The following is a 12,165-nucleotide window of genomic DNA, read 5'->3' as shown; positions in this document are numbered from 1 at the left end:
AACTCCTTGGTAAACAAAGAGTTACGCGAGATTCGACAGCGAGTTGCTTCAGTTCATCGAAGCCCAGAAGGAGTTGGTAGGGCAGTGTTGTTTGGCTCTATTAACGTTTCGATCTTCTCGGTCGAAAGCGGAGAAAAAGAGGTGTTGACAGCAGCGTGTAACGCTGTAGAATTCGCCTCCCGCTAACGAGAGATCGGAAGCGCAAGTGGTTGAAGTTGTTGAAGAAATCTTCGAAAACTTCTGAAAATAATCACTTGACAGCAAATGAGGCTGCTGTAGAATGCGCGCCTCGGTTGAGACGAAAGATCTTAACCAACCGCTCTTTAACAACTGAATCAAGCAATTCGTGTGGGTGCTTGTGGAGTCAGACTGATAGTCAACAAGATTATCAGCATCACAAGTTACTCCGCGAGAAATCAAAGATGTAACCAACGATTGCTGAGCCAAGTTTAGGGTTTCTTAAAAACCCAAAGATGTTTGAACTGAAGAGTTTGATCATGGCTCAGATTGAACGCTGGCGGCAGGCCTAACACATGCAAGTCGAGCGGTAGAGAGAAGCTTGCTTCTCTTGAGAGCGGCGGACGGGTGAGTAATGCCTAGGAATCTGCCTGGTAGTGGGGGATAACGTTCGGAAACGGACGCTAATACCGCATACGTCCTACGGGAGAAAGCAGGGGACCTTCGGGCCTTGCGCTATCAGATGAGCCTAGGTCGGATTAGCTAGTTGGTGAGGTAATGGCTCACCAAGGCGACGATCCGTAACTGGTCTGAGAGGATGATCAGTCACACTGGAACTGAGACACGGTCCAGACTCCTACGGGAGGCAGCAGTGGGGAATATTGGACAATGGGCGAAAGCCTGATCCAGCCATGCCGCGTGTGTGAAGAAGGTCTTCGGATTGTAAAGCACTTTAAGTTGGGAGGAAGGGCATTAACCTAATACGTTAGTGTTTTGACGTTACCGACAGAATAAGCACCGGCTAACTCTGTGCCAGCAGCCGCGGTAATACAGAGGGTGCAAGCGTTAATCGGAATTACTGGGCGTAAAGCGCGCGTAGGTGGTTTGTTAAGTTGGATGTGAAATCCCCGGGCTCAACCTGGGAACTGCATTCAAAACTGACTGACTAGAGTATGGTAGAGGGTGGTGGAATTTCCTGTGTAGCGGTGAAATGCGTAGATATAGGAAGGAACACCAGTGGCGAAGGCGACCACCTGGACTAATACTGACACTGAGGTGCGAAAGCGTGGGGAGCAAACAGGATTAGATACCCTGGTAGTCCACGCCGTAAACGATGTCAACTAGCCGTTGGAAGCCTTGAGCTTTTAGTGGCGCAGCTAACGCATTAAGTTGACCGCCTGGGGAGTACGGCCGCAAGGTTAAAACTCAAATGAATTGACGGGGGCCCGCACAAGCGGTGGAGCATGTGGTTTAATTCGAAGCAACGCGAAGAACCTTACCAGGCCTTGACATCCAATGAACTTTCTAGAGATAGATTGGTGCCTTCGGGAACATTGAGACAGGTGCTGCATGGCTGTCGTCAGCTCGTGTCGTGAGATGTTGGGTTAAGTCCCGTAACGAGCGCAACCCTTGTCCTTAGTTACCAGCACGTAATGGTGGGCACTCTAAGGAGACTGCCGGTGACAAACCGGAGGAAGGTGGGGATGACGTCAAGTCATCATGGCCCTTACGGCCTGGGCTACACACGTGCTACAATGGTCGGTACAGAGGGTTGCCAAGCCGCGAGGTGGAGCTAATCCCATAAAACCGATCGTAGTCCGGATCGCAGTCTGCAACTCGACTGCGTGAAGTCGGAATCGCTAGTAATCGCGAATCAGAATGTCGCGGTGAATACGTTCCCGGGCCTTGTACACACCGCCCGTCACACCATGGGAGTGGGTTGCACCAGAAGTAGCTAGTCTAACCTTCGGGAGGACGGTTACCACGGTGTGATTCATGACTGGGGTGAAGTCGTAACAAGGTAGCCGTAGGGGAACCTGCGGCTGGATCACCTCCTTAATCGACGACATCAGCTGCTCCATAAGTTCCCACACGAATTGCTTGATTCATTGAAGAAGACGATAAGAAGCAGCCCGAAATTGGGTCTGTAGCTCAGTTGGTTAGAGCGCACCCCTGATAAGGGTGAGGTCGGCAGTTCGAATCTGCCCAGACCCACCAATTTTGTGTGGGAAACGCCTGTAGAAATACGGGGCCATAGCTCAGCTGGGAGAGCGCCTGCCTTGCACGCAGGAGGTCAACGGTTCGATCCCGTTTGGCTCCACCACTACTGCTTCTGAAAGTTTTGAAAGCTTAGAAATGAGCATTCCATCCAGGTGATGGTGAATGTTGATTTCTAGTCTTTGATTAGATCGTTCTTTAAAAATTTGGGTATGTGATAGAAAGATAGACTGAACGTTACTTTCACTGGTAACGGATCAGGCTAAGGTAAAATTTGTGAGTTACTCGTAATTGAGTATTATCGAATTTTCGGCGAATGTTGTCTTCACAGTATAACCAGATTGCTTGGGGTTATATGGTCAAGTGAAGAAGCGCATACGGTGGATGCCTTGGCAGTCAGAGGCGATGAAAGACGTGGTAGCCTGCGAAAAGCTTCGGGGAGTCGGCAAACAGACTTTGATCCGGAGATGTCTGAATGGGGGAACCCAGCCATCATAAGATGGTTACCTTACACTGAATACATAGGTGTAAGGGGCGAACCAGGGGAACTGAAACATCTAAGTACCCTGAGGAAAAGAAATCAACCGAGATTCCCTTAGTAGTGGCGAGCGAACGGGGACTAGCCCTTAAGTGGCTTTGAGATTAGCGGAACGCTCTGGAAAGTGCGGCCATAGTGGGTGATAGCCCTGTACGCGAAAATCTCTTAGTCATGAAATCGAGTAGGACGGAGCACGAGAAACTTTGTCTGAATATGGGGGGACCATCCTCCAAGGCTAAATACTACTGACTGACCGATAGTGAACTAGTACCGTGAGGGAAAGGCGAAAAGAACCCCGGAGAGGGGAGTGAAATAGATCCTGAAACCGTATGCGTACAAGCAGTGGGAGCAGACTTTGTTCTGTGACTGCGTACCTTTTGTATAATGGGTCAGCGACTTATTTTCAGTGGCGAGCTTAACCGAATAGGGGAGGCGTAGCGAAAGCGAGTCTTAATAGGGCGTCTAGTCGCTGGGAATAGACCCGAAACCGGGCGATCTATCCATGGGCAGGTTGAAGGTTGGGTAACACTAACTGGAGGACCGAACCGACTACCGTTGAAAAGTTAGCGGATGACCTGTGGATCGGAGTGAAAGGCTAATCAAGCTCGGAGATAGCTGGTTCTCCTCGAAAGCTATTTAGGTAGCGCCTCATGTATCACTGTAGGGGGTAGAGCACTGTTTCGGCTAGGGGGTCATCCCGACTTACCAAACCGATGCAAACTCCGAATACCTACAAGTGCCGAGCATGGGAGACACACGGCGGGTGCTAACGTCCGTCGTGAAAAGGGAAACAACCCAGACCGTCAGCTAAGGTCCCAAAGTTATGGTTAAGTGGGAAACGATGTGGGAAGGCTTAGACAGCTAGGAGGTTGGCTTAGAAGCAGCCACCCTTTAAAGAAAGCGTAATAGCTCACTAGTCGAGTCGGCCTGCGCGGAAGATGTAACGGGGCTCAAACCATACACCGAAGCTACGGGTATCACGTAAGTGATGCGGTAGAGGAGCGTTCTGTAAGCCTGTGAAGGTGAGTTGAGAAGCTTGCTGGAGGTATCAGAAGTGCGAATGCTGACATGAGTAACGACAATGGGTGTGAAAAACACCCACGCCGAAAGACCAAGGTTTCCTGCGCAACGTTAATCGACGCAGGGTTAGTCGGTCCCTAAGGCGAGGCTGAAAAGCGTAGTCGATGGAAAACAGGTTAATATTCCTGTACTTCTGGTTATTGCGATGGAGGGACGGAGAAGGCTAGGCCAGCTTGGCGTTGGTTGTCCAAGTTTAAGGTGGTAGGCTGAGATCTTAGGTAAATCCGGGATCTTAAGGCCGAGAGCTGATGACGAGTTAACTTTTAGTTAACGAAGTGGTTGATGCCATGCTTCCAAGAAAAGCTTCTAAGCTTCAGGTAACCAGGAACCGTACCCCAAACCGACACAGGTGGTTGGGTAGAGAATACCAAGGCGCTTGAGAGAACTCGGGTGAAGGAACTAGGCAAAATGGCACCGTAACTTCGGGAGAAGGTGCGCCGGTGAGGGTGAAGGACTTGCTCCGTAAGCTCATGCCGGTCGAAGATACCAGGCCGCTGCGACTGTTTATTAAAAACACAGCACTCTGCAAACACGAAAGTGGACGTATAGGGTGTGACGCCTGCCCGGTGCCGGAAGGTTAATTGATGGGGTTAGCTAACGCGAAGCTCTTGATCGAAGCCCCGGTAAACGGCGGCCGTAACTATAACGGTCCTAAGGTAGCGAAATTCCTTGTCGGGTAAGTTCCGACCTGCACGAATGGCGTAACGATGGCGGCGCTGTCTCCACCCGAGACTCAGTGAAATTGAAATCGCTGTGAAGATGCAGTGTATCCGCGGCTAGACGGAAAGACCCCGTGAACCTTTACTATAGCTTTGCACTGGACTTTGAATTTGCTTGTGTAGGATAGGTGGGAGGCTTTGAAGCGTGGACGCCAGTCTGCGTGGAGCCAACCTTGAAATACCACCCTGGCAACTTTGAGGTTCTAACTCAGGTCCGTTATCCGGATCGAGGACAGTGTATGGTGGGTAGTTTGACTGGGGCGGTCTCCTCCTAAAGAGTAACGGAGGAGTACGAAGGTGCGCTCAGACCGGTCGGAAATCGGTCGTAGAGTATAAAGGCAAAAGCGCGCTTGACTGCGAGACAGACACGTCGAGCAGGTACGAAAGTAGGTCTTAGTGATCCGGTGGTTCTGTATGGAAGGGCCATCGCTCAACGGATAAAAGGTACTCCGGGGATAACAGGCTGATACCGCCCAAGAGTTCATATCGACGGCGGTGTTTGGCACCTCGATGTCGGCTCATCACATCCTGGGGCTGAAGCCGGTCCCAAGGGTATGGCTGTTCGCCATTTAAAGTGGTACGCGAGCTGGGTTTAGAACGTCGTGAGACAGTTCGGTCCCTATCTGCCGTGGACGTTTGAGATTTGAGAGGGGCTGCTCCTAGTACGAGAGGACCGGAGTGGACGAACCTCTGGTGTTCCGGTTGTCACGCCAGTGGCATTGCCGGGTAGCTATGTTCGGAATAGATAACCGCTGAAAGCATCTAAGCGGGAAACTAGCCTCAAGATGAGATCTCACTGGAACCTTGAGTTCCCTGAAGGGCCGTCGAAGACTACGACGTTGATAGGTTGGGTGTGTAAGCGCTGTGAGGCGTTGAGCTAACCAATACTAATTGCCCGTGAGGCTTGACCATATAACACCCAAGCAATTTGCTTGCTTCAAGCTGAAAAGCGAAAGAGCACCAGATTGCGGTGTGTGAAGACGAAATGAACCGAAAGTTCGAATCTCACAAAACACCGAAAGCTGTCACATACCCAATTTGCTGAAGCGAGACCGCATGGTCACGACTCAGTACCCGAATTTCTTGACGACCATAGAGCATTGGAACCACCTGATCCCATCCCGAACTCAGCAGTGAAACGATGCATCGCCGATGGTAGTGTGGGGTTTCCCCATGTGAGAGTAGGTCATCGTCAAGATTAAATTCCAAAGCCCCTGTTTGCTAGCGCAAACAGGGGCTTTGTTTTGGGCGGTCGAAAAGCGCAGGTGTAAAGGCTCGCGATGCGTGTCAACGATAATGTGTGCTTTCCTGGTAGGCGCAGCCTCCAGTCTTCCCGCTACCTCCGGGCTATGGGCGCTAAATCCCGGCCTTTCTATGCAATGGCCTTACGCATGGCTATCATGCGTGCCTCATTGTGAGGCGATACTTGCATGCTGACGTTGTTAGAACTTCTGAAAGATGGCCGATTCCATTCCGGAGAAGCGCTGGGTGCCGCCCTGGGTGTCAGCCGCAGTGCTGTTTGGAAGCAGCTCCAGCACCTTGAGGCAGAGCTGAATTTGCCTATTCATAAAATTCGCGGCAAGGGGTATCAACTGGCTTCGCCACTGGTGTTCCTGAGCAAAGAAGAAATTGCAGTGAATGCCGCTTCTTTGGCATGGCCCGTTCACATCTCTGACTCAATCGACTCCACTAATGCTGAAGCGTTGCGTCTTGTCGACGCCGGCGTTGCTGCGCCATTTCTGGTGCTTGCTGAGCAGCAGACAGCCGGCAGGGGGAGGCGAGGTCGCACGTGGGTGAGTCCATTCGCTCAGAATGTCTACTACAGCCTTGTATTGCGCATCGAGGGTGGGCTGCGGCAGTTGGAGGGTCTTAGCCTCGTAGTGGGATTGGCGGTCATGCAGGCGTTGCGTGATTCAGGTGTGCAGGGCGCGGCACTGAAGTGGCCAAACGACGTCCTCGTAGGGCGCAAGAAAATTGCCGGCATCTTGCTTGAGTTAGTGGGTGACCCTGCAGACATCTGCCACGTGGTGCTCGGGATAGGCATTAACGTGAACATGCAGCAGGCTGCTGAGGTAGATCAGCAGTGGACCTCGGTGCAATTGGAAACATGCTCGCCTGTCGATCGTAATTACCTGGTTGCACGGCTAAGTCTACAGCTGCAAAGTCACCTGGAGCGCCACAAGGCCTTTGGCTTTACTGCGTTGCAGGAGGAGTGGGAGCGAAATCATTTGTGGCAGGGTAGGGCCGTGACTCTCATTGCGGGCGTCAATCAGATTGATGGGGTTGTGCTGGGGATTGATCACCAGGGCGCGCTGCGTCTGGACGTCGATGGTGTCGAGAAAATATATAGCGGTGGTGAGTTAAGCCTGAGGCTGCGCGATGATTCTTGAGCTCGACTGTGGAAATAGCTTTATTAAGTGGCGGGTACTCGAGGCGCAGAGCGCTGGCGCCCGCGCAGAGGGTGTTGTCGGTTCAGATCTCGCATTAATAGAAAGTCTGACCGCCATTCCGGGTCTGCTGCTGACACGATGCCGTCTGGTGAGTGTTCGTGCTTCAGAGGAAACTGGAAAGTTGGTTGAAGCATTGCAGGAGGCTTTTGGTGTCACAGTGTCTTGCGCTGCCTCAGCAAGAGAAATGGCGGGAGTGCGCAACGGTTATGAAGAATACGAGCGCCTCGGTCTTGATCGCTGGTTGGCAATGCTTGGCGGTTTCAAGTTGGCGCCGGGTGCTTGCTTGGTGCTCGACTTCGGTACCGCAGCGACTGCGGACTTTATCGCTGCTGATGGTGAGCATCTAGGAGGCTTTATATGCCCTGGAATGCCTCTGATGCGCAGTCAGTTGCGAACACACACCCGCAAGATCCGCTACGACGATGCCGCGGCTGAGCAGGCCATGGAGCGTCTTTCCCCAGGTCGAACCACTGTTGAGGCCGTTGAGCGTGGCTGCGCCCTCATGCTTCGAGGGTTTGTATTGACCCAGCTTGAGTTGGCTCGGCGCTATTGGGGGGATGATTTCACAGTTTTCCTGACGGGTGGGGATGCTGACCTGGTCTCGGATGCCGTACCGCAGGCTCGTTTTGTACCGGATCTCGTTTTTGTGGGGCTGGCGATGGCGTGCCCTTTGTCCTGAGGTTTTTTATGCGTTGGCTGTTTTTGCTCTTGCTCGTTCTCAATGCCTTCTATTACATATGGCATCAACAAGAGGCGCCGTTGCGCGCCAAGGACGTTACGCCTCTGAGCCTCTATCGCGGCTCTCAGCAAGACATCCGGCTATTGAGTGAATCTTCTGATTCGGTTGTCCGCCGTGATCGGGCAAACGCCCCTGAGCCACAAAATACATGCTTATACATAGGTGGCTTTGCTGATAAGCGACAAGCGCAGTTGCTTGAGCAGCGTCTGATGAGCCTGGATATAAAGGTCAAGGTGCAACTGCTCGATGTGCCGGGCACTACCGGCTATTGGCTTCGTGTGTCCCCTGAAAGCAGGCGACTGGCCGATGATCTGTCCTTTGAAAACCTTGCTAAGGAATTCAATGAGTTAAAACATAAAATAATGTTGTGCGAAGGCGTTGCAACTGTCGAATAGTTTGCATAGAATGGCGCCCGCTTCGCAGTGAAGACCTTTACGGTCTACAGCGTGAAGCGAAGGTCAACGCAGCTAACCTCATATTTTTAATGAGAAAATGCTTGACAGAAGGCCGGCGTGATGTAGAATGCCGGCTCGCTTAGGAGGGGTTCCCGAGCGGCCAAAGGGATCAGACTGTAAATCTGACGTCTACGACTTCGAAGGTTCGAATCCTTCCCCCTCCACCATTTTTAGCGTGAGCTGCAAGCTCCGCGGGTATAGTTTAGTGGTAGAACCTCAGCCTTCCAAGCTGATGATGCGGGTTCGATTCCCGCTACCCGCTCCAAGTTTGCAGGTTGTGCACGGTGTTTTGCTCTTGTAGCTCAGTTGGTAGAGCACACCCTTGGTAAGGGTGAGGTCAGCGGTTCAAATCCGCTCAAGAGCTCCATATAACAAGGCAGATATGAAAATATCTGCCTTTGTTTTAACAGCTACCTCGGCTTGATGGTGTTTTGCCTGGCTTTGATGTTGGGTGGTTTCAAGTCTCTTGGGGTTGGTTGTTGTAAAGTCTTTTTCAGGCCTGCATAATGGTCGGCCTGATTTTGTTTTAGGTCAGTAGCTCAATTGGCAGAGCGACGGTCTCCAAAACCGTAGGTTGGGGGTTCGATTCCCTCCTGACCTGCCAGATTCACGTGGTGTGTCTGGCTTTCTTTTCACAGGATCTTCATAGATGACTCCTAAGGCTGAAGCTCAAAGCTCTCGTTTCGATCTGGTCAAGTGGCTTGCTGTAGTCGCATTGGTGGTCGTAGGCGTTGTTGGCAATCAGTACTATTCTGCTTCGCCGATCCTGTACCGCGTACTTGCTTTGCTTGCCCTTGCTGCTGTAGCTGCCTTTGTAGGCCTGCAGACTGCCAAAGGCAAGTCTTTCGCAGTCCTGGTAAAGGAAGCTCGCACAGAAATCCGTAAAGTCGTTTGGCCGACTCGCCAAGAAACCACGCAGACCACGTTGATTGTTGTGGCTGTTGTTCTGGTTATGGCGTTGCTGTTGTGGGGGCTTGATTCCCTGCTCGGCTGGCTTGTTTCCTTGATTGTTGGCTAAGGGTGTCCCGTGGCTAAGCGTTGGTACGTTGTGCATGCTTACTCGGGTTACGAGAAGCATGTCATGCGCTCTTTGCTAGAGCGCGTAAAGCTGGCAGGCATGGAAGATGGCTTCGGCGAAATTCTGGTTCCCACTGAAGAAGTGGTTGAAATGCGGAATGGCCAAAAGCGTAAAAGCGAACGCAAGTTCTTCCCTGGCTACGTGCTGGTTCAGATGGACATGAATGAAGGTACTTGGCACTTGGTCAAGGACACTCCTCGTGTCATGGGTTTCATCGGCGGTACTGCTGATAAGCCTGCTCCGATCACTGACAAAGAGGCGGAAGCGATTCTGCGTCGTGTTGCTGACGGCAGCGACAAACCTAAGCCGAAGACGTTGTTCGAGCCGGGTGAGGTTGTTCGTGTCACAGATGGTCCGTTTGCTGATTTCAACGGCACCGTCGAAGAAGTTAACTACGAAAAGAGCCGGATCCAAGTGGCAGTGCTCATTTTCGGTCGTTCTACTCCGGTAGAGCTGGAGTTCAGCCAGGTCGAAAAGGTCTAGCTGAGCAAGCATCCCAACCCCGCAGCCCTAGGCTGTGGGGTTTTGTCGTCACTGGGATAAACGCGCAAGTAACCGGGGAGCCTTTCGAGGCGTTTGAACCCGTAATTGGAGTGCCTCATGGCCAAGAAGATTACCGCTTACATCAAGCTGCAAGTGAAGGCCGCTCAGGCCAACCCAAGTCCACCTGTCGGCCCAGCTCTGGGTCAGCACGGCGTGAACATCATGGAATTCTGCAAGGCCTTCAACGCCCGTACTCAGGGTCTTGAGCCAGGTCTGCCGACTCCAGTGATCATCACTGTATACAGCGACCGTAGCTTCACTTTCGAAACCAAGTCGACCCCGGCTTCGGTTTTGCTGAAGAAGGCTGCAGGTCTGACTAGCGGTTCCGCTCGTCCTAACACCGTTAAGGTTGGCACCGTAACTCGTGCTCAGCTGGAAGAAATCGCGAAAACCAAAAACGCGGATCTGACTGCAGCTGATATGGATGCAGCCGTGCGTACCATCGCCGGTTCTGCTCGTAGCATGGGCCTTAACGTGGAGGGTGTGTAATGGCTAAGCTGACCAAGCGCCAAAAGGCTATCGCCGGCAAAATCGAAGCAGGCAAGGCCTACAACTTTGTAGACGCTGCTGCCCTGCTGACCGAGCTGTCGACTGTCAAGTTCAGCGAGTCCGTTGACGTTGCTGTAAACCTGGGTGTTGACCCACGTAAATCCGACCAGGTCGTTCGTAGCGCTACTGTGCTGCCACACGGTACTGGCAAGACTGTACGTGTTGCTGTCTTCACCCAAGGCCCGGCAGCTGAAGCTGCTCTGGCCGCCGGCGCTGATCGCGTTGGCATGGACGACCTGGCTGCCGAAATGAAAGGCGGCGACCTGAACTACGACGTAGTTATTGCCTCCCCGGATGCAATGCGCGTTGTAGGTCAGTTGGGTCAGATCCTCGGTCCACGTGGTCTGATGCCTAACCCTAAAGTCGGCACCGTAACGCCAGACGTAGCTACCGCGGTTAAAAACGCCAAGGCTGGTCAGGTTCGTTATCGCACCGACAAAAACGGCATCATTCACACCTCCGTTGGCAAAGTCGGCTTCGATGCCGTCAAGCTGAAGGAAAACGTTGAAGCCCTGATCGCTGATCTGAAGCGTATCAAGCCAGCTTCCTCGAAAGGTATCTACGTCAAGCGCGTTACCCTGAGCACCACTATGGGCCCAGGTCTGGTCATCGACCAAGGCTCGCTGGACGTATAAGACACAAGTTGGCGCGAGAGATCGCGCTGATTGAAAAAATTGGGGTCCCTGCCTGGCGGGGGCTATCCAAGACCGTAGGCGGCGCAAGTCTTAAACCACAAGCCTACGCAGATGGTGCTCCCGGTTCCTTACCGAATCAGACACCAAAACGACATCCGGCTTCGGCCAGATGAAACGGTAACAAGCAGGAGTTAAACCCGTGGCAATTAATCTCGAAGACAAGAAGGCCATCGTCGCTGAAGTCAACGAGGCTGCCAAAGCTGCTCTGTCCGCTGTCGTGGCTGATGCCCGTGGTGTGACAGTAGGCGCTATGACCGGACTCCGTAAAGAGGCTCGTGAAGCTGGCGTATACGTACGTGTTGTACGTAACACCCTGCTCAAGCGCGCTGTTGCTGACACTGAATACAGTGTTCTCAACGACGTGTTCACCGGCCCGACTCTGATCGCGTTCTCCAAAGAACATCCAGGCGCTGCTGCCCGTTTGTTCAAAGAATTCGCCAAGAGTCAGGATAAGTTCGAGATCAAGGCAGCTGCGTTCGAGGGCAAGTTCCTCGCAGCTAACCAAATCGACGTACTGGCAACACTGCCGACCCGTAACGAAGCTATTTCGCAGCTGATGAGCGTGATTCAAGGCGCTACCAGCAAGCTGGCTCGTACTCTGGCTGCAGTTCGCGAGCAAAAAGAAGCTGCCGCAGCCTAAGGCTGAGCACCTCCTTTCGCGTATTTTTGTTTATTTCGATGGCCGCGTAGGCCGTCCCCCAATTCAGGAAATACAGTAATGTCTATCTCCCAAGAAGATATCCTCAACGCCGTAGCTGAAATGTCGGTTCTGCAGGTTGTTGAGCTGATCAAAGCTTTCGAAGAAAAATTCGGCGTTTCCGCTGCCGCTGCTTCCGCTGGCCCAGCTGTTGCTGCTGTTGCTGCTGAAGAGCAAACCGAATTCAACGTCATGCTGCTGGAAGCTGGCGAGAAGAAAGTAAACGTGATCAAGGCAGTTCGTGAACTGACCGGTCTGGGCCTGAAAGAAGCCAAGGCTGTAGTTGACGGCGCTCCTGCCCAGGTTCTGGAAGCAGTGTCCAAAGACGCCGCTGACAAAGCCAAAGCAGTGCTGGAAGAAGCAGGCGCTAAAGTCGAGCTGAAGTAAGCATCGACCTTGCGTCTCCAGCCCAAGCGTTAAGCTGAAGGCTGATGGCTGGTGGCTCTT

General features: G+C 52.6%; 9 protein-coding genes, 6 tRNA genes and 3 rRNA genes. All 18 read left to right on the top strand.

The genetic code is table 11. From position 1 onward, the window contains the following. The first annotated feature begins 479 nt into the window (after positions 1–479). The 18 genes from AB5I78_RS26415 (at position 480) to rplL (ending at position 12,105) form a co-directional block, all read left to right on the top strand. Positions 480–2,016, top strand: a 16S ribosomal RNA gene (locus AB5I78_RS26415). An 82-nt stretch (positions 2,017–2,098) separates the two neighbouring features. After that, positions 2,099–2,175: transfer RNA gene (locus tag AB5I78_RS26410), tRNA-Ile, on the top strand. A gap of 30 nt (positions 2,176–2,205) precedes the next feature. Then, positions 2,206–2,281: transfer RNA gene (locus tag AB5I78_RS26405), tRNA-Ala, on the top strand. A 251-nt stretch (positions 2,282–2,532) separates the two neighbouring features. Continuing rightward, positions 2,533–5,424: ribosomal RNA gene (locus tag AB5I78_RS26400) — 23S ribosomal RNA — on the top strand. A gap of 170 nt (positions 5,425–5,594) precedes the next feature. Continuing rightward, positions 5,595–5,710, top strand: a 5S ribosomal RNA gene (gene rrf / locus AB5I78_RS26395). Together the 16S, 23S and 5S rRNA genes with 2 tRNA genes alongside form the textbook arrangement of a ribosomal RNA operon. Positions 5,711–5,942: 232 nt before the next feature. Continuing rightward, entirely contained in the window at positions 5,943–6,902 is a 960-nt protein-coding gene (birA, locus tag AB5I78_RS26390; RefSeq protein WP_242201303.1) for a bifunctional biotin--[acetyl-CoA-carboxylase] ligase/biotin operon repressor BirA, read from the top strand. Beyond that, positions 6,892–7,641: a pantothenate kinase gene (locus AB5I78_RS26385; RefSeq protein WP_242201305.1), complete on the top strand. Its 750-nt coding sequence runs from the start codon at positions 6,892–6,894 to the stop codon at positions 7,639–7,641. Before birA ends, AB5I78_RS26385 begins: the two co-directional genes overlap by 11 nt. Before the next feature lie 8 nt (positions 7,642–7,649). Further along, the gene (locus tag AB5I78_RS26380) at positions 7,650–8,096 is read left to right on the top strand and encodes a hypothetical protein (protein WP_242201308.1); all 447 of its coding nucleotides are present in this window, start codon (positions 7,650–7,652) and stop codon (positions 8,094–8,096) included. Positions 8,097–8,238: 142 nt separating this feature from the next. Beyond that, positions 8,239–8,323, top strand: a tRNA-Tyr gene (locus AB5I78_RS26375). A gap of 24 nt (positions 8,324–8,347) precedes the next feature. After that, positions 8,348–8,421 (top strand) — tRNA-Gly (locus AB5I78_RS26370). Between the two features lie 26 nt (positions 8,422–8,447). After that, a tRNA-Thr gene (locus AB5I78_RS26365) sits at positions 8,448–8,523 on the top strand. 161 nt (positions 8,524–8,684) lie between these two features. After that, positions 8,685–8,760, top strand: a tRNA-Trp gene (locus AB5I78_RS26360). A 45-nt stretch (positions 8,761–8,805) separates the two neighbouring features. After that, on the top strand, positions 8,806–9,174 hold the full coding sequence (gene secE, locus AB5I78_RS26355) for a preprotein translocase subunit SecE (protein ID WP_003194658.1): 369 nt from the start codon (positions 8,806–8,808) through the stop codon (positions 9,172–9,174). 9 nt (positions 9,175–9,183) lie between these two features. Beyond that, positions 9,184–9,717: a transcription termination/antitermination protein NusG gene (gene nusG, locus AB5I78_RS26350; protein WP_003176436.1), complete on the top strand. Its 534-nt coding sequence runs from the start codon at positions 9,184–9,186 to the stop codon at positions 9,715–9,717. Between the two features lie 117 nt (positions 9,718–9,834). Then, a complete protein-coding gene (rplK, locus tag AB5I78_RS26345) occupies positions 9,835–10,266 on the top strand; it encodes a 50S ribosomal protein L11 (protein ID WP_003176435.1) in 432 nt (143 codons plus the stop codon). Beyond that, on the top strand, positions 10,266–10,961 hold the full coding sequence (rplA, locus tag AB5I78_RS26340; RefSeq protein ID WP_003232403.1) for a 50S ribosomal protein L1: 696 nt from the start codon (positions 10,266–10,268) through the stop codon (positions 10,959–10,961). The genes rplK and rplA overlap by 1 nt, the downstream gene beginning before the upstream one ends. Positions 10,962–11,160: 199 nt before the next feature. After that, on the top strand, positions 11,161–11,661 hold the full coding sequence (rplJ, locus tag AB5I78_RS26335; protein WP_010174464.1) for a 50S ribosomal protein L10: 501 nt from the start codon (positions 11,161–11,163) through the stop codon (positions 11,659–11,661). Between the two features lie 78 nt (positions 11,662–11,739). Next, the gene (gene rplL, locus AB5I78_RS26330) at positions 11,740–12,105 is read left to right on the top strand and encodes a 50S ribosomal protein L7/L12 (protein WP_010566858.1); all 366 of its coding nucleotides are present in this window, start codon (positions 11,740–11,742) and stop codon (positions 12,103–12,105) included. The last annotated feature ends 60 nt before the right edge of the window (positions 12,106–12,165 follow it).

Origin of the sequence: Pseudomonas sp. N2-3-1-14, assembly GCF_041228395.1 — a bacterium.
Taxonomy (GTDB): domain Bacteria; phylum Pseudomonadota; class Gammaproteobacteria; order Pseudomonadales; family Pseudomonadaceae; genus Aquipseudomonas.
This window is presented reverse-complemented; position numbering and strand designations above follow the sequence as displayed.